Origin of the sequence: Rhizobium sp. Leaf341 (assembly GCF_001424325.1) — a bacterium.
Taxonomy (GTDB): domain Bacteria; phylum Pseudomonadota; class Alphaproteobacteria; order Rhizobiales; family Rhizobiaceae; genus Ferranicluibacter.
Map to the genome: position 1 here is coordinate 862048 of NZ_LMPE01000003.1, position 26646 is coordinate 888693.

The following is a 26646-nucleotide window of genomic DNA, read 5'->3' on the forward strand; positions in this document are numbered from 1 at the left end:
ATGGGTCATCTCGTTCACTCTGCAAATCCTTCACGGTCGCGCACGACCATTTTAGTGGCTGTCATCGAGGCGATCAGCTTGGGCGGCGCATCCTGCGACATCGCATAGGCGCGGCCGTCGGAGACGATGATGGTGGTGCCCGGCTTCGTGACTTCGCCGCGGAACAGGAAGCGTTCGCCCCGTCCGGGCGACAGCAGATTGACCTTGAACTCGATGGTAAGCAGCCCGGCGTCCGGCTCCAGCACGGAATAGCCGGCATAGGTGCTCGCGGTTTCCAGCGCAGACGAGATGATCCCGGCATGGAGGATGCCGTGCTGCTGCGTCATCATCTCGTCGAACGGCAGTTCGATCTCCACCATGCCTTGCTCGACGCGCGTCAGTTCGGCACCGATCGTCCGCATGAAGGCCTGGCGGTCGAAGCTCCGGCGGACACGGGCGCGAAAATCGTGGCCGGTCGTTTCATCCATGTCCAACACTCCACTGATGCGGCATCGGCGCCTCCGGACACCTGCTGCTTCTAGCCTTGCGGCCGGGACGGCTGAAGACTGGCATGCTGCTCCCTCCACCCGCAAGGGTTTCCCGTCAGCATCCTCAGTTGAGGAGCAGAATGGACCCATTCAGGAGCGTCGCGAACGAGACCCAGACGGCATACGGCACGAAGAGCCATGCGGACAACCGATCCTGCCGCCAGGAGACGGCGATGAAGGCATAGACCGATATCAGCAAGGCGAGAATGACGATCAGCGCCAGGGCGATCTCGTGTAACCCGAAGAACAGCGGCGACCAGGCGAAGTTGAACAGCATCTGCGCAGCCCAGAAACCCATGGCACGCGTGTGGCGATGATGCAGGAAGGTGCGGGCACCGACGGCACCGATCATCACGTAGAGCGTTGTCCAGACGGGCGCGAAAATCCAGTTCGGCGGGTTGAACGGCGGCTTCTGCAGCGATTGGTACCACTCGCCGGGGATATTGTTGATCCCGATCAAGAGGCCGCAAGCAACGACGACGCCGATGAAGAGTACGTAGATCAGCGGAGGGCGCATGAGGGTCCAATCATGATCGTGTTCCGTCGACGTCCCGAAGATCGGGCTGAATCGTTGCGAGGAAAAGCTTACGACAGCCGGTCATCCGGCAGAGGAAATTTAGGGCAGGGCCACGTCTTTGACAGGCTCTGTCAAGCGGTGGGTCGCGTTCGCAGTGTCTTGATGCCTCATAGCGGGCGCGTGCGAACGATGTGCTGGTCCCAGGCGATCGGCGCGATCCTTTCCGCGAAGCGCCCGTCATAGGACGAGACCGCGAAACCCTGGCGGTTCGCAGGCGCAATGCCGGCCGCGTCGGCAAGCTTGTCCAGTCGGACGAAAGCGCCGGTCTTTGCATCGACCGTGACGACAGCGCCCCCTTTCGGCGATGCGAGGCCCACCAGCCCCTCGCGACGATGGACGGCAATCGCGCCGACATAATTGGCCAGCGCCGCGGTCGCCTCCTCCGGCAGATCAAGGAAGCGGATGTCCTCGCCGGGAGCAAACACGCCGGCAACCGGAGGGCGTGCATTGCGGGGCCCCTCGTACTGGCAGGCAAACCAGATGCGGCCTTTGTCGTCGATATCGACGTGCCGCGTCGAGAGTTGTCGCAAGTGTTCCGGCATGACGTGCCGCTCGACCAGCCGCCCGGTCGCCGTCTCGATAAGAACGAGCGAGGGGTCCATGTGATCGAGGTTGAGCTTGGTGCGTCCGAAGTCCGGATGCGTCTCGATGCCGCCATTGGCGACGGCCAAGTGACGGCCGTCCGACGAGAGCGTCATATCATGCGGGCCGATGCCGAAGGTCGGGAACTCGCCCACGCGACGGAAGCCGTCCGTGCCGTCGTAGATGCCGACCATGCCGCGATTTCCTGCAAAGTCGTTCTCGGTGGCATAGAGCAGCCGGCCGTCTGCGGAAAAACACCCGTGACCGAAGAAATGTCGCCCTTCGCTGGCGGTAATGACGACCGGTTCGCTGCGCCCGGCCGTATCAAGGACCATGGCGAAGGTTCCCGGGCGGCGAGCGAAGGCGACGGTATGGCCGGTGATCGCGGAATGGGCCAGACCATGGGCCCGATCCGGCAGGGCATGACGATCGATGACCTCGCCCTCCTCCGAGACGGTGGCGATCCCGTAGGAGCCGTCCTGGGCCCTGAAGGCGGAGGCAAAGACGGCGTCCGTTCGAGACAGGACGGCAGCGGCGGCAGGCGAAAGCGAGACCGCCCATGCGGCGCCTGCCATCGAAAGAAACGCCCGTCTGTCGAGGAGCACCTGGCCGCGGGGCATATCGGAACGCGTCATCGCCGTCCTCCGTCAATCGCCGTCGGCGAAGGAGAAGCCGGCGCCAAGTCCGATCGCGGCGCCGAAATCCAAATTCAAACGCTGCAACAGATCATTGGCGTTGCGCAGGACGAGAAGCAGTTTCTCGCGTTCCGCCGGATCTGTCAGCGACGTGTCGATCGGCCGATCGACGGCGTCGGCTGAGGCGATCAGGTCGTTCAAGACGATATCGATCGAAGCGGCGATCGACTGCTTGTCCGCGGGAAGGAGCGTACGCATGCCGGAGGAATCGAAGAGTGCCTTGAGACCTCGCGCATTGCCGGCGACCGACGCCATCGTCTGACCGGACCGCCAGTAGACGGCGAGCTTTGGATGGCCGGGAGACGGCGCAGGCGTGATCGCGCCGGCAAAAACGGGACGAAGACGCTGATCGCGCAGGCTTTCGACGCCGTGAACGAGGATGCCGAGGAGCTCCGTGGCCGCCTCTCCCTCCGTCCGATAGAGCGGATTGTCGGGCCCCGGCGCCTTCCATGCGGCCTGAACACCCCGCGGATTTTCCCATGCGGCACTCAGTTCGGCGGCAACGCTCGTCAGGTTCTCGGCAATGGCCCGCGCGTAGCGGCATCGGAATCCGTCAGGCGCATCGAGCAATACATCGGCATCGGTGCCAAACAGGACATATTCCAGGGCGCCCAGCCCTTGGACGGCAACGCTCTTGCCGCGCAGCGAGGTCGCGATCGTCGCCGTTTCGTCGCCTTCGGCCAGAATCCGCTGAACCTGCTTCAGGCCCGTACTTTTGCGGTCGGGGAAGAACAGGACACGCTCGAACCGGTTGTCGTCGAGAACCGGGCCAACGCGGACGATCTCAATGCGCGACCACGCGGCAGTGACATCGGTAAATGCGCGTTTGGCGTGGGCGAGCGATCTGGGCGACGGCCGGTGGCAGAGCGGACGAAGATGATCGGCAAGCGCGCCCGTCCGCTCGACAAGATCGCGGTAGCCGGGCCGGATGAACCCATCGACAGCCCGGGTCATGACCTTTGGCACAGCCTCTACCACAAGTCCGCTGGAGGGTACGGCCGCGAGCTCGTCGTCGACCTCCTGCGCAACGGCCGGCGTTGCCGAGGCGAGCGCGACGGTGAGAAGGAAGGTTGTCCATAGACGCATTACAGCGACTCCAGAAATGCGAGCAACGCCCGACGATCCGCGACGTCGAGGGAAACAAAACGATCGCGCGCGGCTTGCGCTTCGCCGCCATGCCAGAGAATGGCCTCGGTCAGCGTCCGCGCTCGCCCGTCGTGCAGGAAGCCGGCTTCCCTATCGACGGTGCGCGCAAGACCGATACCCCAAAGCGGCGGCGTCCGCCATTCCCCGGGCAGAGCGTCCTCTTGTCCGACAGCGTCGTCCGCTTCTTCATCGGACAATCCCTCGCCCATATCGTGCAGGAGCAGGTCGGAATAGGGCCAGATCAGCTGGAAGGCGACCGACGGCGTTGCCGGGTCGCGGCGGGTGACAAATTTTGGAACGTGGCAGGTGGCACATCCTGCTTCCGAAAAGATCCGCTTGCCCGTGAGCACGGCGGGCGCAGCGACGTCCCGTCGCGCCGGGACGGCGAGGTGCCGGGCATAGAAGGCAACGAGGTCGAGCACAGGATCGGGTGCCTCGCTCGACCCCAGCCGCGGCTGCACACCATCCTTGAGGGAAAGACATTGCGGTTGAAGGGCCGTGCAATCGCCATGACTCCGCATGACATCCGGGGTGGAGATCCCGATATCGGTCGCAAAGGCCTCGGCCGCCTGGGCCCGAACGGTGGGAGCCTGCGCCTTCCAGCCGAAACGGCCGAGGACGGGGGTATCGGCGGCGCCCTCCGCAAGCCAGGACGGACCGCCGCTGATGCCATCGCCATCACGATCCTGTGGGTCCGCATGCGCGAGGATATCGCCGACGTCGATCGCCTCCAGCAAGCCGAGGCCGGTCATCGGCGGCGCGAGACGCGGCGAAAGGCGCGTGGCGCGCGCCAGAGAACCGTAGGCCAGACCTTCGATCGCATAGACCGGCCGGCGCAGGCTGACCTGTTCCCCACCGGCCAACACGACCGGAACCTCCTGATAACGCGGCACGAGGCGACCTTCGGCAGCAAGACCGGGGACGGCGTTGTCCTGGAGCTGACGACCGTAGACCGGATCGCCTTGGGGGCCGGATCGAGCCTGACCGGGAAACGAGAACTTCACCACCAGCGAGGGACTTCCCGCCTCGCCGGACGGTGGCCGCCCGCGGCCGTCCCGCACATGACAGGTTTCGCAGGAGCGGGCATTGTAGAGAGGCCCAAGTCCGTCCGAAGCCTGTGTCGAGGAGGGCGAGGACACCCAGAGCTTTTCAAAGAGAGCACTGCCGAGGCGAAAGCGTTGCTCCGCCTCGGAATCCAGATTGGCCGCGGGATGGGTGAGAACGGCCCGATCCGGCCTTGCGGTCGAAGTTCCCGCGCCGCCGACCATTGCCTCGAAAGGCTCCGGACGGGAGACGTCCTGCGTCGGCTTGACGACCCGGGCAACGCGACGCCGGTCCTGTTCAGACAGGTCGCTGCGTTCGGCGTTTCCCCCGGACCACGGAGGCGCAACCGCGGAAACAGCGGGCACGGCCTGTGTGGAGAAGGACGCGCCCGACCCTGCTCCGACCCATGCGCCAACTGCAGCCACGACGAGACCCGCCGCGAGGCTCGCGGCGGCTGCAGTCGTGATGGAACGGGGGACGGTCCGAGCGGTCATCGCGGATCAAGCGTCGGCGCGGCGGGAAACGGCTCTCACTGGAAGACGGCGTTCGGATTATCGAGGCTGTCGGACCCTTCAAGTTCGATCTTGCCGAGATCCAGCGCGGTCAGCACGCGCTCGACCGTCTTTGACTGGGCGATGAGACCATCGATCGCCTTCTGGACGACGGCATTGCCTTCGGTGTTGCCTTCCGCGATCATCTGGTCGTAGGCCTCGACCGTCTGGCCGCGCTTTGCCATCGCCTGCATCGCCGCCACGGTCGTGGCGAGCTTTTCCTTCATCTCCGCATCGACAGCCGGGTCCTTGGCAGCAACGAGTTCCGACAAAGAAGGCCCGGACATCTTGGTGCCGTCCGTGCGGGTGTAGGTCCCGAGATAGGCCTGCTCGATGCCGATCGCGTCGTGGAGATGCGAGTTGTAGGTGTTGTCCGAAAAGCAATCATGCTCTTCTTCCGGATCATGCAGAAGAAGGCCGAGTTTCATGCGCTCGCCGGCAAGTTCGCCATAGGAGAGCGATCCCATGCCGGTCAGGATAGCGGTGAGGCCAGCCTTCGGATCGGCTTCGACAGCCTTCGTGGCGGCTCCATCCGGCGTCCAGTTGGCCGCCATCTCCTTCAGATCCGAGACGAGAAGATCGGTTGCAGCCTTCAGGTAGGCGGCACGACGATCGCAGTTGCCATTGGTGCAAGCCTTCGTATCGTAATCGGTGTAGGGCCGATTGCCGGCGCCCGGACCGGTGCCGTTCAAGTCCTGCCCCCAAAGCAGAAACTCGATCGCGTGATAGCCCGTGGCGACGTTCGCCTCGATGCCATCCGCTTCCTGCAGCGTTCCCGACAGAAATTCCGGGGTGATCTTCGATGCGTCGATTTCCTTGCCGTCGATCGAGATCGTCTTGTTGGCAATGACATTGGCGGTGAAGAGCGCGTTCTCGTCGCTCTCGCTGCCGTAGCTCGGATCGACATAATCGATCAGCCCCTCATCGAGCGGCCAGGCGTTGACCTTGCCCTCCCATTCATCGACGATCGGGTTGCCGAAACGGTAGACCTCGGTTTCCTGATAGGGGTTGCGGGCAGCGAGCCAAGCCTCTCTGGCGGCCTTCAGGGTCGTGTCGCTCGGCGTTGCGATCAGGGCGTCGACAGCCTTGTCGAGCGCCTGCGCCGTTGTCAGCGCATCCTCGAACTTGGCATGTGCCACGTCGGAATAATGCTTGAGCACGGCTGCGGCATCCGTTGCCGCATGGGCCGGTTGAAGCGAAAGCGCGGATGTGGCCGCAGCCAGCGCCAAGGCGGCGGAGCGAAGGAATGATACGGTCATGACCTCTCCTCGGCGGGCCTGCCCAACGAGCCGGACAGGAAAACCGCACGTGTGAAACGGATTGGGGACGGCCATGCCTTTCCGGCATGCTGCTGCCCTTGTCCGATCCTCATGAACGAAAACTAAACTTGTGTCAAAGGGTATAGTTTACCCGCTTTGACCCTGTCATCCCTGCCGCTGCAGCATGGCAAAGAAGAAGCCATCGGTTGCGGTCGATGCCGGGGACAGGGTCAGCGTGCGGCCATCGCGTGTGACCGGGCGACGCGCCGACGTGCCGAACAGGGTCTCCCAGCTCTTGATCGCCGGCACCGCGGTAAAGCCCGCATTCTCCGCTAGAAATCGATCGATCTGCTGATCATTCTCTTCCGGAAGTACAGAGCAGGTCACATAGACGAGACGGCCGCCGGGTCGGACGTAGCGTGCGGCCTCCGCCAGCGCTTCGCGTTGCTGGCCCTGGCGTTCTTCGATGTTGCGCTCGTTCAGCCGCCATTTCGTGTCGGGCCGGCGGCGCCAAGTTCCGGTTCCTGTGCAGGGGGCATCAACCAGCACGGCATCGCAGCGATCGGCCAGACTGGCGAGTGCCTGCTGCCGGTCGTGAACCTGCACGTTTCGGGTGCCTGCCCGTTTCAATCGCTCGATGATGGGTGCCAGCCGCTTGCGGTCGGTGTCGAAGGCGTGAATCTGACCTTTGTTGTCCATGGTGGCCGAAAGAGCGAGCGTCTTTCCACCGCCGCCGGCACAGTAATCGAGGATCTGCTCGCCGCCGGCCGCACCGACGAGGTCCGCAACGATCTGCGAGCCTTCATCCTGAACTTCGAACCAGCCTTTCTGGAAGGAAAGCTCGGCCGTGACATTGGGAAGTCGGGACGGCCCCTCGCCCGGCGCAACGCGCAGGCCTTGGCGCGCGGTCTCTGTTGGACGCACGCCGGCGTCTTCCAGCGCCTTCTGCACTTTCGCACGATAGGCCTTCAGCGTGTTGACACGCAGATCGAGTGCCGGGCGTTCGGCGAGTGCGGCCGCTTCGTCCAGCCAGCGATCCCCGAAGGCCGCCTGAAAGGACGGCACGACCCACTCCGGAACATCTCCCTGGATATGCGCGGGGGCCTCGTTGATGTCGCGCGTGCGAAACGCGGCCAGCGCCGCGTCGGGAAGCGGGTGCGGTGCGAAACGATCACCCTCGAGGCTTGCCGCCAGCGTCTCCGGCGTTTCGCCCCACTGACGCAGCATGACGGCATAACCGAGTGCGGTCGCCCGGTCGTCGTCCATCAGCCAGGCGTGAGACAGTTTCTGACGAAGCGCATCGTAGACGATGTTGCCAATAGCAGCGCGGTCGCCGGAGCCCGCGAAACGATGGGAGAGACCCCAGTCCTTCAGCGCGTCCGCAACAGGACGCTTTCGCGCCTCGATGTCGGAGAGAACATCGATTGCACCGGCAAGTCGTCCACCCAGTCGCATCGCTCATTCTCCATCGTTCGGCGGTACTGATCCAACATCCATTGTGGCGCGTGTACCGGCGATGAAAGCGAAGAGCAAGCCGGAAGGCCCTGCGATCCTAGAGCGTTTCCCTGCGGACGCATGCCGCGCAGGCGGTTTCCGGACAGACCCGGAATTTTTTTCCGGAACCTTTTTACGACCGTCGGGATTTATCCGACGACGCGGTAACAGATGCTGGCGTGGCCGGAACTGACCATACCGACTTGCGAGGCTGCGGCCTTGGAGAGATCGAGCACGCGGCCTCGGATGAAGGGGCCTCGGTCATTGATGCGGACAACGACGCTCTTGCCGTTTCGCTTGTTCGTCACTTCGACCCGTGTGCCGAACTTCAGGCTGCGGTGTGCTGCGGTGAGATATTTGGCATTCATCCGTTCACCGGAAGCGGTCCGCGATGAGAGTGCATACCACGATGCGCCGCCACATCCTGCGCCTGCGGCCTGTGATGGTGTGATGGATGTGAAAGTTGCCCCCAAAGCAACGCATGCCGCCAGTGCGACATTCGCAAGTTTCAGTGTCGTCAACCAGGTACCCCTTTGTCGTATCGTCTTGCTTTTCAGCGAACGAGACGGCTTGTCCGGGGCAAAAATGGCAAAAAAGAGCTTCAACCGTTAAGCAACAGTTAGGGTTTACTGATCCTGTCCTCTGTTGAATTTTCTTAAATTTTTGAATCACGCGCCATCACTGGAAAAAAATGCGTTGAATCAAGACGATTCAGTAAATGTGGCATTTTGTGGAATAGTTTTTCCACAGGCTGAATAAAATGAGATTAAATTTTTGAAAAGCCCATAATTTCGTCATCCGCAGGTCACCGGTGCTGCGCAAATTCCCGACAGGGTTGTGTCCTCGGCGACCGGCTGCGCATTTTCAGATCTGCGCTTTCCAGCAATTCTCGTTCCACATCTGTTGCAGAGACTGCCGATAGTCGGGGTGAAGAAAGGTATATCCGGAAGCGCGGAGTTTCGCGTTCGAAACGCGCTTGTTTTCTCCGTAGAAGGTTCGCGCCATCGGGGAGAGGTCGGCCGTTTCGAAGGCCATCTCCGGCGGAGGCGTTACGCCCATTAGACGAGCGGCTTCCAGCACGACGTCTTGCGGCGGCGCGGGTTCATCATCCGTCACGTTGAAGACGCCCCCCATACTGTTCTCAACGAGAAAGGCGACTGCACCAGCGATGTCCTCGACACGGATGCGGTTGAAGACCTGCCCAGGCTTTACGAGACGCCGTGCCGTCCCGTTGGCGAGATTGCAGAAGCCGTTGCGGCCAGGCCCGTAAATGCCGGACAGACGCAGAACGGCCACGGGAATGCCGACCGACCGGCCGTAACCCAGCCACGCGTTTTCTGCCTCCACACGTTCCAGGGAGCGGGTCGATACCGGATCGAGCGGCGTGTCCTCGGTTACCCAGGCGCCCTTGTGATCGCCGTAGACGCCGACGGTGGAAAGATAGGCCACCCAGCGCAGATTCGGCATGAGGTGAGAGAGGCTTGGTGTACCGGGCCGCATCAGCGGATCGCCGGCCTTGCCGGGTGCGATCGATTGTACGAGATGCGTCGCCCGCCCCATCACGGAGAGAAGTTCGGCAGAAAGGGTTTCGCCGTCGTAGATCAGCGCGTCCAGGCCCATGGCTGCGAGTGCCTGCTGCCGCTCGGGAGACCGGGTCGTGCCGGCGACCGAGGTCGCCGACGGCAGAAGCCGGCGCGCGATAGCGGCCCCGGAAAAACCAGCACCCAGAATGAGAACGTCCATCATGCGGCTCCTGCGCGTTTCCATTCGTCCAAGACCTCGCCGTCATTTTCCGGTGGCCGCTCTCGGGCAAGCGCCTGAAAAGCGTTCGGCTGCATCAGACGGGACAGCGCCCAGACGGCCATTCCCCGCACCGCAGGCGCAGCATCGCTCAAGCGTGCGCGGGTTGGCGCGATCAGTTCGGGATCGCGCGAATTGCCCGCAGCGATCAGACAATTGCGCACGAAGCGGTCGCGCCCGATGCGCTTGACCGGGGAACCGGAAAAGAGCGTGCGAAAGCCGGCATCATCGAGTGCAAGCAGCAGAGCCAGCGACGGCGCGGCGAGGTCGGCGCGCGCCTTCAGCTTCATCTCGCGCGCGACGGCCGCAAACTTGTTCCAGGGGCAGGCCGAAAGGCAGTCGTCGCATCCGTAGATGCGATTGCCGATGGCCGGGCGCAGTGCAGGGTCGATCGACCCCTTATGCTCGATCGTCAGGTAGGAGATGCAGCGGCGCGCATCGATCTTGTAGGGTGCCGGAAAGGCATCCGTCGGACAGGCGTCGAGGCAGGCCCGACAGGAGCCACAATGATCCCGCTCGGCGGCATCGAACGCGAGATCCTCCGTCGTGAACAGGCTGCCGAGAAACAGCCAGGAGCCGAACGTCCGACTGACGAGATTGGTGTGTTTTCCCTGCCAGCCGAGACCCGCCTGCTCGGCGAGCGGCTTTTCCATCACCGGCGCCGTGTCCACGAAGACTTTGACATCGGCGCCCGCGCGCGCCGCGAAGCGTGTCGCGACCTCTTTCAGTCGCCCCTTGATGACGTCGTGATAATCGCGGTTCTGCGCATAGACCGAGATCGCACCACGATCCCTCAATTCCTGGACGGTGCGAGGATCATGGTCCGGGCCATAATTCATGCCGAACATGACGACCGAGCGGACCTCGCTCCAGAGCGTTCGGGGATCGGCACGGCGATCGGCGGTCTCTGCCATCCAGTCCATGGTGCCGTGATAGCCCTTGTGCAGGAAGTCTGTCAGACGGGCCGGCGCATCCGGTATGGCGTCAGGCATCGTGATGCGACAGACATCGAAGCCCTGCGCCTGTGCCTCGGCCTTCAGAAAGGCTGTCAGTCCCGCGCGGCGACGTGCGAGAGCGCCGTCAGCGCGGCTTTGCGGATCAGAAGTCGAGGTCCGCATAATGCGATACCGGAGTAAGGCCGCGCACGCGCTCGGCAAGCAGCGGGCGGAAAGACGGACGCGACTTCAGCCGCTGATACCAATCCTTGGCGGCGGGAGCCTCCGTCCAGTCGATCTCGCCCATGTAGTCGAGCACGGAAAGCGCCGCCGCTGCGGCAAGGTCCGCATAGGACAGGCGATCGCCTGCCAGATAGGTGCGCGACCCCGCCAGCCAGGACAGGTATTTCATGTGCTGGCGGATATTGGCGCGCGACAGGCGCAGCATCTTGGAGTCGGGGGCGCCGCCGCCCTGCTCCGCCGTCATCTGCAGCTTGAAGATCCGCTCGCGGACCAGGGGGCGGGTCACGTCCGCTTCCATCTTGAGAAGGAACCATTCGGTGAGGCGGCGGATCTCCGCGCGCTGGAATGGATCTTCCGCCAGAAGCCGGCGTTCGCGCTTCAGCACGCCATTGGTCTCATCGAGGTATTCGGAGATGACCGCGGCACCGCAAAGAGCGCGCATGCTGTCATCGACATAGACCGGCAAGGTTCCGGCCGGATTGAGCGCCAGAAAATCGCGTCGCTTTTCCCAAGGCTGCTCTTCCGTCAGATCCGTCTGGTAGCCGTATTCCGACAGGATGAGCCGGACAAAACGGGACGCTGTGGACATGGAGTGATGATAGAGAGTGGGCATCGATGGATCTGTCTCGGAACAGGATTTCAAGGTCGGATCGGGAGGCGCGGTTTCGTCTGGCCATGGCAGAGGGAAGACAGCTATAAGGCAGCGCTCGTCGCAGCTATAGAAGCAAGCCTTCCCGAACTCAAGCGAATCGGCCCTCCCCCGGTTCCTGAACCCTTAAACTCCTTTGCTTAAAGGAACTTTACCTGATGCCCGAACATTCGATCCTCAGTGCACTCATTCTGGGCCTCATCGAGGGCCTGACCGAGTTCATCCCCGTCTCCTCGACCGCCCATATCCTGCTGGCGGGGCATTTCCTCGGATTTGAATCGAAGGGAAAGACCTTCGAGATCATCATCCAGCTCGGCGCCATTCTTGCGATCCTGACCGTCTATTTCCATCGCCTCTGGTCGATCCTGATCGCTCTGCCGAACGATCCCCGGGCCCGACGCTTTGTTCTCCTGATCGTGCTCGCCTTCCTGCCGGCGGCGGTCATCGGCTTTCTCGCTCACGACTTCATCAAGAACGTTCTTTTCGAAACGCCCAAGCTCATCTGCATCATGCTGATCGTCGGCGGCATCATTCTGTATGCAATCGACCGCATGCCGATCAAGCCGCGCTACCATGACATGATGGACTACACGCCGTCGCTGGCGCTGAAGATCGGCCTGTTTCAGTGCCTCGCGATGATTCCGGGAACCTCGCGCTCCGGCGCCACCATCGCAGGCTCGCTTCTGATGGGGACGGACAAGCGCTCGGCTGCGGAATTCTCGTTCTTTCTCGCCATTCCGACCATGCTGGGAGCGACGGTTCTCGATCTCTACAAGAACCGCGACGTGCTGGATTTCAACGATGCCTCGCTGATCGCGGTCGGCTTCATTGCCGCCTTCGTCTCGGCACTCCTCGTGGTGCGTTCGCTTCTCGCGTTTGTTTCCAGTCGCGGATTTGCGCCATTCGCCATCTGGCGCATCATCGTCGGCATTGCCGGCCTCATCGGCCTCACCGTGTTCGGCTGAACCGCATAAAAAAACCGCATGCGGCCGATGAACGGTCCGCATGCGGTTTCCTGGCCCCCGCCATACCCTTAGAATTCACATCTTAGCCAGCGGCTTTCGCTGCGGCAAAAACATCAGCGACCGGAAGCAAAACCGATCGACGACGTCGTGCAAGGATCGACGCCATAAGCCGGCGCACAGTTATCGTGGCTGCCTGCCACGGTCTTCGGCGCGGCGAACGAGCCGGCAACGATGACCAATGCCGCGCACGCAAAGAAGATTGCGATCGACTTACCCATTTACTCTCTAGCCTTTCGAGATGTCCGAATGGCGTGCCCTGACCCTGACAAAGGCACGCGGCTGCTGTCTATGCCCCAGCACCGGCACAAGCAATAACGCAACATGTTGAATCGCCGGTAAAGGCCATCGGGAAAAGTGCAGTGCGGCAGAACTGCAACGCCGACCTTTCCGGACAAAGAAAAGCCGCCGGCTCATCACTGGCGGCTTATCAAGCCCGATGTTCCAGGCGGCCTTAGGCGGCCTTGCCGGAGCGGGTATACTGTCCCTGCGGGCGATAGCGGACGAGGTAGCTCGGAATGATCGCCTCGACCAACGTCGGCTCGATGCCGAAAGCCTTGAAGGTTCGCCCCTCGGCTTCGGCCGCCTGCGACACGACATTGTCGCTCTTCAGCAGCGTCACCTGGTCTGTGGTAAGCGGCGGGGTGATGAGCGGAATCAGGGAGGCAACGCTGCCGATCAGCGAGGCGGCACCGAAAGGCAACGTGACGAGTGCACGCTTACGGTCGATGGCCTTCAGCATGATCTCCAGACACTGGCGGAAGGTCAGGACTTCGGGACCGCCGAGCTCGTAAATCCTGCCCTTTTCGACTGCTCCTTCGACAGCCTTGGCGACGGCTTCCGCTAGATCCGCGACATAGACCGGCTGAAATGCAGTCTTGCCGCCGCCAACGAGCGGGAGCGCCGGCGAGAAACGCGACATTTGTGCAAACTTGTTGAAGAAACCGTCTTCCGGACCGAAGACGATCGAAGGGCGCAGGATGACCGCATCCGGCTTGATCTCCATCACGGCTTTTTCGGCCTTCGCCTTGGACTGGGCGTAGATGGATGCGCTGGCCGCATCGGCGCCGATCGCGGAGATATGGGTGAGCGAGGCGCCGACGCTGCGGGCAGCCTCAGCCACGGCGCGCGCACCGAAATCCTGCACCGCATCGAACGTGTTTCGCCCAGCCTCGAACAGGATGCCGACGCAGTTGACGACATGATCGCTGCCTTGCACGGCGGCATCGACCGACTGGCGATAGCGCAGGTTGGCCTGCACGAACGAGATCTGGCCGACATTGCCGAGCGGCTGCAGGAAGCCTGCCAGATCCGGGCGGCGTACGGCGACGCGAATGCGAAAACCGCGCCGAGCAAGCGCGCGCACCACGTGCCTCCCGACGAAGCCCGATCCGCCGAAGACGGTGACGAGCGGGGGAAGATTGGACAGGGTCATGGAACGGCGCTCCGGTGGTGTTCAGGCATAGGATGTTTCAAGCATGCTCAGTCATGCGATATAGCTTAACCCGCCTCGTACGGAAAGATATCATGCAGCGCAACATGTCGCAGAGGGACGGCGCCGCTTAGACGCCTTCGACCACCAGCATGTCGGCATCTGCGACCTCCTGGCGGATGGCCGCAGCGATCTGGTATTCCGGCGAATTGTAGCAGGCCGTGGCGGCCTCCATCGAGGGGAACTCTATGATCACGTTGCGCGCCCGGATGTTGCCCTCAAGCTTTTCCACCGGCCCGCCCCGCGCGAGGAAGACAGCGCCATATTTCTCGAAGGCCGGCTTGGCCGCCGCGACGTAATCCTTGTAACGCTCGACATCGCGAACATCGACGCGCGCGATCCAGTATCCCTTGGCCATATCGGTCTCCTCTGAGATGTGTTGCGCTGACGCCGTCAGTCGTTGCTGGGCCAGCTGGCGCGGCGCATGTCGTCAAGAATGGCATGCGTCGCAGCACGGGGATCCGCCGCCTGAACGATCGGGCGACCGACGACGAGATGGCTTGCGCCGGACGAGATCGCATCGAAGGGGGTCATGACCCGTTTCTGGTCGCCCTTGTCAGCGCCCGCCGGCCGGATGCCGGGCGTGACCACGGCGAGATCCGGACCGACGACCTCGCGCACGATCGCAGCCTCTTCGGCCGAACAAACGATGCCGCCCATTCCGGCATCCCGCGCCTGGGCTGCGCGGCGCAGCACGAGCGCGCGCGGATCGTCGGCATAGCCGGCGGCCTTCAGGTCGTCCGCATCCATCGAGGTGAGCACGGTCACGCCCAGCAGGCAGAGGCCGGAGCCTTTCGCCGCCTCAACGGCGGCGGCCATGGCTTTTGGATAGGCGTGCAGCGTGAGCATGGTCATTCCCATGCGCGCAATGTTCTCGACGCCCTTGGCGACCGTATTGTCGATATCGAGAAGCTTCATGTCGAGAAAGATCTTCTTGCCCGAGGCGGCGAGGTCTCGCGCAAATTCGAGACCGCCGGCAAAGATCAGCTGATAGCCGATCTTGTAGAAGCGGCCTTCGTCGCCAACGGCATCGACAATGCCCTGCGCCTCGGCGACCGTGGGGACATCAAGACCGATGATCAACCTGTCGCGCGCTGCCTCAGCCATCCGTCCACCCCTGCCAATCCTCAATGCGGGTCCACTTGCACACCGGGCGATGGCGAGCAAGGGAAAAAGCCGTCTCACAGACATCCTCGGACCGGTCGCGCACCGCGCGGAGCGGAAACGCAAAGAGGTGCCCACCACCCGGCCCTTGGTCGTGAGCCCGCGAAATGGGAAGGCCGGAGAGGTGACAATAGAGCAGCGTGCCGACGCCGCCATGGCCGATGAAGGCGATGGGAACGGTTGGGTCGTGCGTATCGAGCACAGTCGTGACGGCCTGGACGATGCGGGCCTGCGCGTCGTCCGCCGTTTCCCAGCCGCGAAAGCTCACGGAAGGCTTCGCGAAGAAGCTGTCGGCCGCCGCCTCGAACGCCGCCGAGGGCAGGAATCCGGTTGCCGAGCGGTCGTTCTCGCCGGCGTTTTCCAAAACCTCGACAATAGCTCCCGATACATCCGCCAGAATGCCGGCCGTCTCCAGCGCTTTCGTTTCGTCCGATGAGACGATCCGACCGAGACGCCGTGCCCAACCGGCCTGCGCTGCGACCCCGGCCCGCGCGCGACCCCGCTCCGAAAGGCCCCAGCGCGGGATCGGCACGTCGGGATCGATCGAAACCTCGGGATGGCTGATATAAAGGCCGAACATGACGGTGCCCCGTGCGCCCAGAAGACGCGATCAATGGGTCTTGCGATAGATCCAGAGCCGCGCCGGCGGGATATTGCGCATGATGAAGTCGAGCTGTTCGGTGCGGAACCGGTCCGGCAAGTTGGCGACAGGCGAACGCGGACCGTAGGAAATCTGCACCACGGGGCGACCGACGGGTACCCGGGTCAGCAGATCCTCGATCAACGCGACACGGCGCGGCATCGGCATGTTCAAAAGCGGGACGGCCGAGATGACGCAATCGAACTGATCTGCGGCACGGCGGCCGAGCGTGGTGCCGAGATCGAAGGCATCGCCGTTGATGAACTCGACGGCGGGAAAGCGCGCCAGGAGCTGGGTGTAGAAGTCGCTCGAATATTCCACCGACACGAGCTGGTCGGGCGCCACGCCGCGATCGAGGATGGCTTTGGTAATGACGCCGGTGCCCGGTCCAAGCTCAAGGACCGGCAGGCCCGAATCGGTATCGATGACGCTTGCCATCCGCCGCGCGGCGATCGAGGAGGTCGGCGTGATGGCACCCACGGCCTTCATGTTGCTGCGCCAGCCCTTGAAGAACCGGATTTCCTCATCGAATTTCTTGCCGAAACGCTCTTTCAAACGCAAATTCATACCCGTCTCCACTCCGACTCGCTGCTTGAGCGTTCGCTGTCATACCCCATTCAAATATCCAACGCGACAAAAACCGTCCTCTTTGCGTCATTTTGCTGAGCGGCATTGCGGAGGAAACCCAAGGGGTTTGCTCTGTAAGGAGCGGTCGACATTGGGCGGAAGACGGTCGGTGCTCGGCCTGGACAATGCCCTGACATGCAAAAGCGCCCGGAAGGGAATCCTCGCGGGCGCTCAAGACAGGCATGCAGCAAAGAACAGGCGGTGACGGCGTTAAACGCGGTGCCGCCTTACACGCGCATCGGCATCAGCACGTACAGCGCGTCTTCACCAGCGAGATCGCGGACCAATGTCGGCGAGCCGGCATCGGCGAGCATGAAGACGGCCTCGGTCCCCGAGAGCTGGGCCGTGATGTCGAGGAGATACTTGGCGTTGAAGCCGATTTCGAGAGGGTCATTGTCGTAACCGACCGGCAGTTCTTCGGTCGCGCTCCCGCTGTCGGGATTGTTGACCGTCAGCGTCAGTTGTCCGTCGGCAAGCGCCAGCTTCACGGCACGACCTCGCTCGGAGGAAATGGTGGAAACGCGGTCCACGGCCTGCGCGAAGGACTGGCAATCGATCCGCAGTTCCTTCTCGTTATTGGCCGGAATGACGCGCTGGTAATCCGGGAACGTCCCGTCGATCAGCTTCGATGTCATGACGATGGAGCCGATGCTCATGCGGATCTTGGCATCGGAAAGCTCCAGCGTCACCGTCGCGTCCGGCTGATCCACCAGCTTCTGCAGTTCGCCCACGGTCTTGCGGGGAATGATGATGCCCGGCATGCCTTCGGAGCCCGAAGGCGCCTCCAGATCGGCGCGCGCAAGACGGTGCCCGTCCGTTGCCACGGCGCGCAGCTTCAGGTCTCCCTTGCTTTCGATCGTGTGGATATAGATGCCGTTCAGATAGTAGCGTGTCTCTTCCGTCGAGATCGCGAACTGCGTGCGATCGATCAGCATCTTGAGATCGGTCGCCTTCATCGTGAACTTGTGCGTGAAGGTGCCGGCGTTCAGGTCCGGAAAATCCGACTGCGGCAGGCATTGAAGCGAAAACTTCGATCGGCCGGAGGCGACCGTCATCGCTGTACCCTCGGCATTGGTCGAAAGCCGGACCTCCGAACCGTCCGACAGCTTGCGGACGATGTCGTAGAGCAGGTGGGCTGGAACAGTGGTGGCACCCGGCTGCTCGACTTGCGCCGGTGTCGCCTCGGTGATTTCGAGATCGAGGTCGGTCGCCTTCATGTCGAGGCTCTCGCCGTCGGCCCGCAGCAGAACGTTCGACAGGATCGGAATGGTGTTCCGGCGCTCGACGACGCGGTGGACGTGGTTCAGCGATTTGAGGAGATTGGACCGCTCGATCGTAATGCGCATGAGATGCTGTCGCTTTCCATCAGGACCGGGAGAGACCTCCCGGCTTGAACTCTTGAACGTCTCGGCCACCGGGCCGCGGGCGGCCGAAGGGCGGCGTGGATGTGGACGCGCAAAATGGCACTACACCGGGACGAAGTGCAAGGGCCAAGCCGCGCTCGCATTACACTGCCCACCATTATCCTTCGACGCTCCGGCTTGCGGCCCGACACCGGCTCCCCCATAAAGACCGCATGAAGGACAAGACAAGAGAACGCGGTGCGGCATCGGATGCCGACATACGGTCGCGCAGCTATCGCGTCCACGATACGATCGTGGATGCCCGACCGATCGAGCCGGCGCTCTATCTGGTGGCGACGCCGATCGGCAATCTCGGCGACATCACCCTGCGGGCATTGGAAACCCTGGCCGGCGCCGATGTGCTAGCCTGCGAAGACACACGCGTCACACGCGTTCTCCTGGACCGCTACGGAATCGCCAACCGTCCCTACGCCTATCACGAGCACAATGCGAACGAGGCCGGCCCGCGGCTGATCGCGGCGCTCGATGCCGGCCGGTCGGTCGCGCTGGTGTCGGATGCGGGCACGCCTCTTGTGTCCGATCCGGGTTATCGGCTTGCCCAGACGGCGATCGAAGCGGGCCACAGGGTGGTGCCCCTCCCCGGGCCTTCGGCCCCCCTGGCTGCGCTGGTCGGCTCCGGACTTTCGAACGAGGCCTTCCTCTTCGCAGGCTTTCTGCCCTCCAAGGACAAGGCGCGGCGCGACCGGCTGGGCGACCTTTCCCGCGTGCCGGCAACGCTGATCTTCTTCGAGTCGCCTCACCGGATCGGCGCCACGCTGATCGGCGCTGCGGAGACGCTCGGCCGGGCACGCGCGGCGGTGGTCTGTCGCGAACTGACCAAGACCTACGAGGAGTTCCGGCGCGGGACGCTCGGTGAACTTTCCGACCATTACGGCGGCGACGTCGTCGTGAAGGGCGAAATCGTGCTGGTCATCGGCCCGCCTCCGGAGGAAGCGGCACCGGAAGCGCAGGATGTCGATGCTCTCCTGACAGAGCTTTCCGCCGAGATGTCGGCCGGCAAGGCGGCGACCGAAGCTGCAAAACGCACGGGACTGAACCGGCGCACGCTCTATGACCGGCTTCTGGTGCTCAAGGATCAGCCGTGACGCAAAGGGCCGACCGGCGACGCTTGCAGGCGCTGCGCAGAGGGGCCCTTGCGGAATATCTCGCAGCCCTAGCCCTCATGCTGCGCGGCTATCGGATTGTCGCCTTTCGCTACCGCACGAAGCTCGGGGAAATCGACATCATCGCCCGGCGTGGCGATCTCATCGCCTGCGTCGAGGTGAAGGCGCGCCGAAGCGCGGATGCGGCGATCGCCGCGGTGAGTGCCCTGTCGGAGGCGAGAATCCGGAACGCGAGCGAACTCTGGCTGCAACGGCAGCCAGATGCGGATCGCCTGTCGATCCGCTATGACATCATGGCCGTCACGCCATGGCGTTGGCCGGTCCACTTCCCCGACGCGTTCTAGTCGGGGAGACGGTTCTGTTCGGTGCGCGTTCTCGTGTGATGTTCGCCAGATGCGGTCGTGACGGATAGGGGTGCGACGGAGAGCGCGTCAGCCTGCTTGGTCGAAGAACCTGAAAGACGTCTGCCGGACGCGATGTTGCTCGAGCACCTGGAACTCTCAGTGGTGCCGGACGGTTACATTGTTCTCGACGAGATGAACACCGATCACCGATGCGGCTGCCTGTTCGACGCAACCGACCTCGGCTTCGTTCGACACATAGCCGGACAGGATGATGGTGCGTCCGATGGCGATGACATCAAGGTGGGTCGTATCGACGAGGGCCACATACTGGATGTATCGTGAGACCTTGCTTGCGAGGTCGTCATCCCGCAGATGGGGTTCATCGTCGCGTCGGCAATATGTCTGCTTGTCAATCGGCATGCCTGTGCGCCCCTGTTGCCCGCGTTCCGCATTCAGGGCCGGCCGTTTTTGGCCGTTTCGCGGATCAGCGTTATCGCTGCAATGCAACGCGAGGTCTCACAGGAATGTTCCACGCCATCCCGCTTCGCCGTGAGGCGTACCGTCTCGCCATGAACGGTCGATCAGAAGAGGCGGCGCCCGTCTTCGACATGGATGAACGCTTCGACGGCCGCCGCGATGAAGTCCTCGCGTGCATAATCCGCGGGCTGCTCGCCGTTCAGAACGTAGCGGCACATTCGCAGGGCGGCTCCGTAGGCGGCGCCTTCATGTGTCGGCCATTTGTCGAGTAGGACTTCGGCCGCTTCCCGCGTGTTGCGGATAATCCGGTAGTCTCCGATGCCGCCGAGTTCGAGGACGACCGGTTGCTGCCACCATTTTTCATTGATCACTGTGTAATTACTTACCGTCATGCCGAATCCTTCCGCTGCCGATAACCGTCGGCCTTTATGGCAGTCGAAACTTACGCAGGCATTGCGTCGCAAACGGAAAGGTTGCGAAGGGCGCACGAAGCAGTTTATGCGATAGGGGCACGGAGAGCTTCATGTCCGACGTCCTCATCAATGTCCTTCCTCTCTTCGTCCTCATTTTCGCAGGCTGGCTGATCGTGCGAACGGGCTATCTGAAGCCCGCGGTCGGCGATGCCCTCGGCGACTTCGTGTTCAAGGTTTCCGTGCCCGTTCTCCTGTTTCGCACCATAGCGACCGCGGACTTCACGGACGGCTCGCCGTGGCCACTCTGGGTCGCCTATTTCTCAGGGGTCGCCGTCGTCTGGACGCTTGGCCATCTTGTCGCCACCCTCGGCTTCAAGCGCGACCGCCGCATCGGCGTGCTCGCGGGCGTCTCTTCGGCCTTCGCCAACACCATTTTCATCGGCCTGCCGCTCGTCTCGCGCAATGTGGGGGACGCCGGTGTCGTGGCCCTGTCGATCCTGATCTCGGTGCATCTTCCCGTGATGATGATCGCCGGCACGATCCTGATGGAACGGGCAGAACGGAAGACCAATGGCGGCGCGGCCCAAAGTCCGCTGGCCCTGGCTCGCGGCATCCTGCGGAATCTGGTGCGCAACCCGCTTGTGATCGGGCTCGCCTGCGGCGCCCTGATGCATACGTTGAATCTCCCGCTGTCGGGACCGCTCAAGATCGCCATCGACCAGACGGCGGCTGTCGCAGGCCCCGCCGCGCTGATCTCGATCGGAATGGCGCTTGATAAATATGGACTGTCAGGCAATCTCGGCCTTGCCGCCTTCACCAGCGCGCTCAAACTCGTGGTGTTGCCCGCCTGTGTTTTCGGCGCAAGCCATCTGCTCGGCCTCGAACGCTCCTGGACGGCCGCGCTGGTGCTGACGTCGGCCGTCCCCACAGGTGTCAACGCCTGGCTGATCGCGAACCATTTCAATGTGGGTCATGGCTTGGCATCCTCGACCATTACCCTGACCACGGCCCTCGGCGTGGTCACCGTTTCCGCATGGGCCTACGTTCTGCTCTGACGCTCGCCCTTTGACGCTCGGCAGCCCGACATCCCAGGCTTCTCGTGGTCGTACGTTCGCGCAACGACAGACCCTGTTGTCAGAACGCAAAAAGCCCGGCGCGAGCCGGGCTTAGACAATTGTCGATCAATGACGCTCTGCGACTTAGTTCGCAGGGGCCGGTGTTGCAGGGGCCGGTGTCGCAGGGGCCGGGGCTGCGGGTGTCGCAGGGGCCGGGGCAGAAGGGGCAGCCGGGGCAGCCGGAGCCCCAGCATCAGCCGGCGCGGCTGCAGGTGCAGCGGAGGCAGAGGCATCGGGAAGAGCAACAGGCGCATCGGACTGACCGCGAAGCCAGGCGATGAGGTTGGCACGCTCTTCCGGCTTCTTCACGCCCGCAAATCCCATGGCCGTGCCAGGCACGTGCTTCTTCGGCGCCTCGATGAAATAGCTCAGATGATCGTATGTCCACGTCTTGTTGGCTTCGGCAAAGGTCTTCATGCCGGCCGAATAGGCAAAGCCTTCATGCGAGGCGATCGGTCGCTCCACCACGCCCCAGAGGTTGGGTCCGACCTTGTTCGGCCCACCCTTTTCGATGGTGTGACAGGCGCCACACTTCTTGAAGATGGCTTCGCCGGCACCGGCATCGGCGCTGGCAAGCAGCGGCTTGATGTCGACTTCCGTCTCGGCAGCAGCCCCCGCTCCGGCCTCGCCTGCCGTCTCCTCGGCAATGATGGCAAAGCCCGGCTTCTCCGGAGCTTCGGAATGAAAAATGCCTTCAGAGGCGATCGATACGGACATCAGCACGAAGACCGTTCCGAGAAAGGCTCCCACGGCCATATTTACATGCGAGTTCATCAACACACCTCCCCTTGCGTCCGGCTCCAGGCATACGCACGCGCCGCCGGTTTCAACAATCTGCCACGGCACCTTGAAATCGTGCGGAAGCTATGTCTTTTGACCAAGCGTTGCAACAGCGATATCCGTGCCGGACGAACCACTTCTGGCACTTTTTGATGGTGTTTTGAAGGGCTCGGCATGAAAAGCGACAATTTGGCAAAAACACTCGTCCTCATCCCGGCGCGGATGGCCTCCACACGGCTTCCTGGCAAGCCTCTGGCCGACATCTGCGGGCTGCCGATGATCGTCCAGGTCGCGCTTCGTGCGCGGGATGCGGACGCCGGACGCATCGTCGTGGCTGTCGATCACCAGGACACGTTTGATGCCGTGACGGCGGCCGGCTTCGAAGCCGTGATGACGCGCATCGACCATCAATCCGGCTCTGACCGGATCTACGAGGCCCTGACCCTCTGCGACCCCGAGGGCCGGATCGAGACCGTCATCAACGTACAGGGCGATCTGCCGACGATCGAGCCGGAAACCATCCGCGCAGCCCTGCGGCCGTTGGAAGATCCCGCCGTGGACATCGCGACACTGACGGTGGAAATCGTGCACGAAGCGGAGAAGAGCAATCCGAACGTCGTGAAGGTCGTCGGCGCACCTTTGTCTGCCAGCCGCATGCGGGCGCTTTACTTCACGCGGGCAACCGCACCCCATGGTACAGGACCGCTCTACCATCATATCGGCCTTTACGCGTATCGCCGGTCTGCTCTGGAACGTTTCGTGGCCCTGCCGCCGTCGACGCTGGAAAAGCGCGAATCGCTCGAACAGCTCCGCGCGCTCGAGGCAGGCATGCGCATCGACGTGGAAATCGTGAGCTCCATTCCGCTCGGCGTCGATACGCCTGCCGATCTCGAGGCGGCACGACGGATGCTCTCGACGCGTCCCGGAGCTACGTCATGATGCCTGTCACCAACCGGATCTCGTTCCAGGGCGACTACGGCGCAAATTCGGACATGGCATCGCGCGACATGTTCCCGGCGATGGACCCGCTGCCCTGCCAGACGTTCGAGGATGCCTTTCTGGCCGTCGAGAACGGCGAGGCGGACCTCGCCATGATCCCGATCGAAAACACGATCGCGGGACGCGTCGCCGACATCCATCATCTGTTGCCGGAGTCGCGCCTGCACATCATCGGCGAGTATTTCATGCCGATCCGGTTCCAGCTGATGGTCCTGCCCGGTGTTTCCCGCAGCGAGATCCGCACCGTGCACAGCCACATTCATGCGCTCGGCCAGTGCCGCAAGATCGTGCGCGCCAACGGCTGGAAGCCCGTCGTCGCCGGCGACACCGCCGGCGCCGCCAAGCTTGTGTCGGAAACGGGGGACCGCTCGATGGCGGCCCTCGCGCCCCGGCTGGCGGCCGATCTCTACAAGCTCGATATCGTCGCCGAGAACGTCGAGGACACGGAAAACAACGTGACGCGCTTCGTGGTGCTCTCACGCGACGAAAAGCCGATCCGGCGCGATGCCGCAAGCGACCATCTCGTCACCACATTCGTCTTCAACGTCCGCAACATTCCGGCCGCGCTCTACAAGGCGCTGGGGGGCTTTGCCACGAACGGCATCAACATGACGAAGCTGGAGAGCTATCAGATTGGCGGAAAGTTCATCGCGACGCAATTCTATGCGGATATCGACGGGCATCCCGACGATGCGAACGTCAAGCGGGCGCTGGAGGAACTTCGGTTCTTTTCGGAGAAGGTCCGGATCCTCGGCTCCTATCCGGCGCACCCCATGCGACGCGTGTTATAAAAGTCGCGCCCTGCCGAAATCCCTTCTGCGCGGACAAACATGTCCAAGGTGCGGGGTAGTGTTCATGACGCAAAGATGATTGCGTACGGCGGAGAGGTGACTGATTTGCGGCATTGCCGCCCGCGCCTTTCGTTTGACAGCCGCGGAAAAGGCGGCATCCAAGGGACGCCTACCATGATTATCAGAACTCTTCTTCTTGCCTCGACGGCTGCGTTGTCCATGACTGCGGGCGCACGGGCCGCCGATGCGATCGTTGCCGCCGAGCCGGAAGCCATGGAATATGTTCGTGTCTGCGATGCCTTCGGCGAAGGCTTCTTCTACATTCCAGGCACGGAAACATGCCTGAAGATTGGCGGCTATGTCCGCAACGACAACAATCTGGGGGAAAGTGCCTATAGCGGCGAAGATCTCGACTGGTCGCCCTTTACCCGGGGAACGCTGACCTTGGATGCCCGCAACGATACGGAATTCGGCGAGCTCCGCTCCTTCATCGAAATGCGATCGGAAGCGAGCGATGGCGAATCGACCACCTACATCAATTCGGCCTACATCATGCTCGGCGGCTTCATGGCCGGCTTCAACGATTCACGCTACGACCTTTTCCTGAATTCGGCCGGCAACATCATCAATGACGACGTCATCGACTATACCGGCGACCGGACGAACCAGGTGAGCTACCAGTGGGGCGGCGACAAGGGCTTTTCGGCCTTCATCGGCGTGGAAGAGGGTGGCGGCTCCTACGATACCGGCTTTGCCGGCAGGCCGGTCGACGACTATCAGGCGGCACACCCGCTGGCAGGCGCACGCATTCAGGAAGACTGGGGCGGCCTGTTTATCATCGGCGGCTACGATCCGGATGCCGAGGCCTTCGGCGGCAAGGTTCGCGGCGATATCGTCTTTAACGACGTGTTCAAGATCTTCATCATGGCCGGCTACCAGTCCGACTGGAACAATGACAAAGGTCCGGGCGACACCCGCAGGCGCAACTACTATGGCCCGTGGAACGGAGACTGGGCCGCATGGGGCGGGTTCACCGCCACGGTTAACGAGAAGACCTCCGTCAACGGTCAGGTGGCCTATGAACAGGATGGCACGCTCGCGACCGCCCTTAACATGGAGTATATGATCGTCGACAATTTCAAGGTGCAGCCGGAGTTCAACTACACCAAATTCGACGGCGAACGCGGTCATGGCGATGCAGTCGGCGGCACGATCCGCTTCCAGCGCGACTTCTGATCAGGCGTCCCTTCGACGATTGCGCTTTGAAGAACCGGCCTCGTGCCGGTTCTTTCGTTTTCCGGTTCGGCGTTTCGTCAGGCCGGCCAATCCAGCCAATCGCGCATCAGCTGGTGGGCGATCGCCCCTTTCGGCGGCGTCGACTGGACGTCGACGTCATGGCCCGTATTGCGGGCAAGCATGGCACGGGTCTCCTCGCGGGTGAACCAGCGGCAGTCTTCAAGCTCGAGATCGTCGATCCGGATCTCGCTCGACTTGGCCTCGGCATAGCAGCCGATCATGAGGCTGTGCGGCATCGGCCAGGGCTGGGAAGCGTGATAGCGCACGCGGCCGATTCGAATGCCGGACTCTTCCATCGTCTCGCGCCGCACGGCATTCTCGATCGTCTCGCCGGGCTCCAGAAAGCCAGCAAGACAGGAATACATGCCCTCGGGAAAGTGCGGGCTGCGGCCGAGCAGGCAGAGGTCGCGCTGCAGGTCGATCGTCAGCATGATGACGACGGGATCCGTGCGCGGGAACGCCGGATGGCCGCAGGCCGTGCACACCCGCCGATATCCGCCGCCCCGGGCCTCCATCGGGCTGCCGCATTTGCCGCAGAAGCGGTTGGAGGCATTCCAGGCCATCAGGCTCGCGGCCTGGGCAAACTGCCCGAGCAATTCGTCCGGCAGCATCGCCTGCCGATAGAGGCTGCGGCCATCTGCCAGCTTGAAGGGCTCCTCCAACGTCGCCTCCGTCCGGTTGACGGGAACCGCGATCCGCGGCTCTCCGGAGGGGAGCGTTCCCAGAAGGATGGCAGCCTCGAGATCAGGCTCGAGCTCCGCGATCTCGTACGGCGCAAACAGCGGGTCGATGATGTTTTCGTCGTGCTTGACGACCAGCTTGCCCTCCGCAAAGGCGAAGAGATGCGCGCCCTCGGTCTTCAGCGCCACCTCCACGCAATCGTCGGCTCGGTGTTCGCTGTCGCGGACGAGATGATTGCCGGCAAAAGCGACCAGAGAACTCGGTTCGGGATGCGGTCCCTTGAAATCAAAAATCGCGTGGCTCATGTCAGGGATTCCATCAGGCTCTTCAGGAAGTGGTCTCGCTTTGCCGCGTCCCAAGGTTCGGCCACGCCGAAGCCCCAGATGGGGCCCGGCCAGTTCGCATCGTCCTCGGTGCGGGCAACGACATGGACATGGAGCTGTCGAACGATATTGCCCAGTGCGCCGATGTTGATCTTGGTCGCACCGGTTACCTGCTTCAAAGCAGTCCCAATCCGGTTGGTTTCGCGCGAAAGCGTTGCCTGCTCGTCGGGCGACAGCTCGAACGTTTCGCTGACAGCGTTGCGCTCCGGGATGAGAATCAGCCAGGGCCAGCGCGCATCGCGGCTGAGCCGCAGCTGGCAAAGATCGAGGCGGGACACGAGATCGCTGTCACGCGCGAGGCGCGGGTCGAGTTCGAACGGGGTCACGGGTTCCTCCTGCTTGTGCTGTCGGTCTTTCCCGGCCGCCGTGCCCGTTTGTCTGAACGACGGGTCA

General features: G+C 62.8%; 29 protein-coding genes. 7 read left to right on the top strand and 22 right to left on the bottom strand.

The window, feature by feature from the left end; genetic code table 11:
- Positions 1-14 precede the first annotated feature (14 nt).
- The 11 genes from ASG03_RS05630 to ASG03_RS05680 all read right to left on the bottom strand — a co-directional run bounded on the left by ASG03_RS05630 (position 15) and on the right by ASG03_RS05680 (position 11466).
- Positions 15-467: a PaaI family thioesterase gene (locus ASG03_RS05630; protein WP_062471001.1), complete on the bottom strand. Its 453-nt coding sequence runs from the start codon at positions 465-467 to the stop codon at positions 15-17.
- A 124-nt stretch (positions 468-591) separates the two neighbouring features.
- Complete coding sequence (locus ASG03_RS05635; protein ID WP_062692759.1) at positions 592-1044, bottom strand: TspO/MBR family protein; 453 nt, start codon at positions 1042-1044, stop codon at positions 592-594.
- A gap of 167 nt (positions 1045-1211) precedes the next feature.
- Positions 1212-2321, bottom strand: coding sequence for a DUF1513 domain-containing protein (locus ASG03_RS05640; RefSeq protein ID WP_443216581.1), 1110 nt, complete (start codon positions 2319-2321; stop codon positions 1212-1214).
- Positions 2322-2333: 12 nt separating this feature from the next.
- Positions 2334-3467: an imelysin family protein gene (locus tag ASG03_RS05645; protein WP_062692760.1), complete on the bottom strand. Its 1134-nt coding sequence runs from the start codon at positions 3465-3467 to the stop codon at positions 2334-2336.
- Positions 3467-5065, bottom strand: coding sequence for a di-heme oxidoreductase family protein (locus ASG03_RS05650; protein ID WP_082475545.1), 1599 nt, complete (start codon positions 5063-5065; stop codon positions 3467-3469). Before ASG03_RS05650 ends, ASG03_RS05645 begins: the two co-directional genes overlap by 1 nt.
- A gap of 35 nt (positions 5066-5100) precedes the next feature.
- Positions 5101-6381 carry an imelysin family protein gene (locus ASG03_RS05655; RefSeq protein ID WP_062692762.1) on the bottom strand — a complete coding sequence of 427 codons (1281 nt, stop codon included), beginning with the start codon at positions 6379-6381 and terminating at the stop codon, positions 5101-5103.
- Positions 6382-6546: 165 nt separating this feature from the next.
- Positions 6547-7836, bottom strand: coding sequence for an RsmB/NOP family class I SAM-dependent RNA methyltransferase (locus ASG03_RS05660; RefSeq protein ID WP_062692764.1), 1290 nt, complete (start codon positions 7834-7836; stop codon positions 6547-6549).
- Between the two features lie 188 nt (positions 7837-8024).
- Entirely contained in the window at positions 8025-8396 is a 372-nt protein-coding gene (locus ASG03_RS05665; RefSeq protein ID WP_082475594.1) for a septal ring lytic transglycosylase RlpA family protein, read from the bottom strand.
- A 343-nt stretch (positions 8397-8739) separates the two neighbouring features.
- Positions 8740-9618 carry an SDR family oxidoreductase gene (locus ASG03_RS05670; RefSeq protein WP_062692765.1) on the bottom strand — a complete coding sequence of 293 codons (879 nt, stop codon included), beginning with the start codon at positions 9616-9618 and terminating at the stop codon, positions 8740-8742.
- Entirely contained in the window at positions 9618-10793 is a 1176-nt protein-coding gene (gene queG, locus ASG03_RS05675; RefSeq protein WP_062692767.1) for a tRNA epoxyqueuosine(34) reductase QueG, read from the bottom strand. Before queG ends, ASG03_RS05670 begins: the two co-directional genes overlap by 1 nt.
- Positions 10774-11466, bottom strand: a complete 693-nt coding sequence (locus tag ASG03_RS05680) for a glutathione S-transferase family protein (RefSeq protein WP_062471024.1) — start codon at positions 11464-11466, stop codon at positions 10774-10776. Before ASG03_RS05680 ends, queG begins: the two co-directional genes overlap by 20 nt.
- Before the next feature lie 194 nt (positions 11467-11660).
- Here ASG03_RS05680 and ASG03_RS05685 point away from each other — a divergent pair, with 194 nt between their 5' ends.
- On the top strand, positions 11661-12467 hold the full coding sequence (locus ASG03_RS05685; RefSeq protein WP_062692770.1) for an undecaprenyl-diphosphate phosphatase: 807 nt from the start codon (positions 11661-11663) through the stop codon (positions 12465-12467).
- 511 nt (positions 12468-12978) lie between these two features.
- On the opposite strand, the gene ASG03_RS05690 is transcribed toward ASG03_RS05685, so the two are convergent.
- The 6 genes from ASG03_RS05690 to dnaN all read right to left on the bottom strand — a co-directional run bounded on the left by ASG03_RS05690 (position 12979) and on the right by dnaN (position 17793).
- Complete coding sequence (locus ASG03_RS05690) at positions 12979-13959, bottom strand: complex I NDUFA9 subunit family protein (RefSeq protein WP_062692772.1); 981 nt, start codon at positions 13957-13959, stop codon at positions 12979-12981.
- 127 nt (positions 13960-14086) lie between these two features.
- Complete coding sequence (locus ASG03_RS05695; RefSeq protein ID WP_062471032.1) at positions 14087-14374, bottom strand: DUF1330 domain-containing protein; 288 nt, start codon at positions 14372-14374, stop codon at positions 14087-14089.
- Between the two features lie 35 nt (positions 14375-14409).
- The gene (gene pyrF, locus ASG03_RS05700) at positions 14410-15123 is read right to left on the bottom strand and encodes an orotidine-5'-phosphate decarboxylase (RefSeq protein WP_062471035.1); all 714 of its coding nucleotides are present in this window, start codon (positions 15121-15123) and stop codon (positions 14410-14412) included.
- The gene (locus ASG03_RS05705; RefSeq protein WP_062471038.1) at positions 15116-15760 is read right to left on the bottom strand and encodes a histidine phosphatase family protein; all 645 of its coding nucleotides are present in this window, start codon (positions 15758-15760) and stop codon (positions 15116-15118) included. Before ASG03_RS05705 ends, pyrF begins: the two co-directional genes overlap by 8 nt.
- 30 nt (positions 15761-15790) lie before the next feature.
- On the bottom strand, positions 15791-16387 hold the full coding sequence (gene pmtA / locus ASG03_RS05710; RefSeq protein WP_062471041.1) for a phospholipid N-methyltransferase PmtA: 597 nt from the start codon (positions 16385-16387) through the stop codon (positions 15791-15793).
- A 287-nt stretch (positions 16388-16674) separates the two neighbouring features.
- Positions 16675-17793, bottom strand: a complete 1119-nt coding sequence (dnaN, locus tag ASG03_RS05715; protein ID WP_062471044.1) for a DNA polymerase III subunit beta — start codon at positions 17791-17793, stop codon at positions 16675-16677.
- A 230-nt stretch (positions 17794-18023) separates the two neighbouring features.
- On the opposite strand from dnaN, the gene rsmI reads away from it, so the two are divergent.
- Both rsmI and ASG03_RS05725 read left to right on the top strand, forming a co-directional pair.
- Positions 18024-18956 (top strand): 16S rRNA (cytidine(1402)-2'-O)-methyltransferase, encoded by a 933-nt coding sequence (gene rsmI / locus ASG03_RS05720; protein ID WP_062471047.1) that lies wholly within the window; start codon positions 18024-18026, stop codon positions 18954-18956.
- Positions 18953-19318 carry a YraN family protein gene (locus ASG03_RS05725; RefSeq protein ID WP_062692774.1) on the top strand — a complete coding sequence of 122 codons (366 nt, stop codon included), beginning with the start codon at positions 18953-18955 and terminating at the stop codon, positions 19316-19318. Before rsmI ends, ASG03_RS05725 begins: the two co-directional genes overlap by 4 nt.
- A 156-nt stretch (positions 19319-19474) precedes the next feature.
- Here ASG03_RS05725 and ASG03_RS05730 read toward each other — a convergent pair whose 3' ends face one another.
- Together ASG03_RS05730 and ASG03_RS05735 are read right to left on the bottom strand one after the other, a co-directional pair.
- A complete protein-coding gene (locus tag ASG03_RS05730; RefSeq protein ID WP_062471053.1) occupies positions 19475-19738 on the bottom strand; it encodes a BON domain-containing protein in 264 nt (87 codons plus the stop codon).
- Positions 19739-19899: 161 nt separating this feature from the next.
- The gene (locus ASG03_RS05735) at positions 19900-20187 is read right to left on the bottom strand and encodes a DUF982 domain-containing protein (RefSeq protein ID WP_082475546.1); all 288 of its coding nucleotides are present in this window, start codon (positions 20185-20187) and stop codon (positions 19900-19902) included.
- 131 nt (positions 20188-20318) lie between these two features.
- On the opposite strand from ASG03_RS05735, the gene ASG03_RS05740 reads away from it, so the two are divergent.
- Positions 20319-21263, top strand: a complete 945-nt coding sequence (locus ASG03_RS05740; RefSeq protein ID WP_062692777.1) for an AEC family transporter — start codon at positions 20319-20321, stop codon at positions 21261-21263.
- A 144-nt stretch (positions 21264-21407) separates the two neighbouring features.
- Here ASG03_RS05740 and ASG03_RS05745 read toward each other — a convergent pair whose 3' ends face one another.
- Positions 21408-22097, bottom strand: coding sequence for a c-type cytochrome (locus tag ASG03_RS05745; protein WP_062692779.1), 690 nt, complete (start codon positions 22095-22097; stop codon positions 21408-21410).
- Positions 22098-22277: 180 nt separating this feature from the next.
- Here ASG03_RS05745 and ASG03_RS05750 point away from each other — a divergent pair, with 180 nt between their 5' ends.
- The 3 genes from ASG03_RS05750 to ASG03_RS05760 all read left to right on the top strand — a co-directional run bounded on the left by ASG03_RS05750 (position 22278) and on the right by ASG03_RS05760 (position 25129).
- Positions 22278-23042: a 3-deoxy-manno-octulosonate cytidylyltransferase gene (locus ASG03_RS05750; RefSeq protein ID WP_062692781.1), complete on the top strand. Its 765-nt coding sequence runs from the start codon at positions 22278-22280 to the stop codon at positions 23040-23042.
- Complete coding sequence (locus tag ASG03_RS05755) at positions 23039-23893, top strand: prephenate dehydratase (protein ID WP_062471065.1); 855 nt, start codon at positions 23039-23041, stop codon at positions 23891-23893. Before ASG03_RS05750 ends, ASG03_RS05755 begins: the two co-directional genes overlap by 4 nt.
- A gap of 174 nt (positions 23894-24067) precedes the next feature.
- The gene (locus ASG03_RS05760) at positions 24068-25129 is read left to right on the top strand and encodes a porin (protein WP_062692784.1); all 1062 of its coding nucleotides are present in this window, start codon (positions 24068-24070) and stop codon (positions 25127-25129) included.
- Positions 25130-25206: 77 nt separating this feature from the next.
- Here ASG03_RS05760 and nudC read toward each other — a convergent pair whose 3' ends face one another.
- Together nudC and ASG03_RS05770 are read right to left on the bottom strand one after the other, a co-directional pair.
- Positions 25207-26175 (bottom strand): NAD(+) diphosphatase, encoded by a 969-nt coding sequence (gene nudC, locus ASG03_RS05765; RefSeq protein ID WP_062692786.1) that lies wholly within the window; start codon positions 26173-26175, stop codon positions 25207-25209.
- Positions 26172-26579: an HIT domain-containing protein gene (locus tag ASG03_RS05770; protein WP_062471076.1), complete on the bottom strand. Its 408-nt coding sequence runs from the start codon at positions 26577-26579 to the stop codon at positions 26172-26174. The genes nudC and ASG03_RS05770 overlap by 4 nt, the downstream gene beginning before the upstream one ends.
- Between the last annotated feature and the right edge of the window lie 67 nt (positions 26580-26646).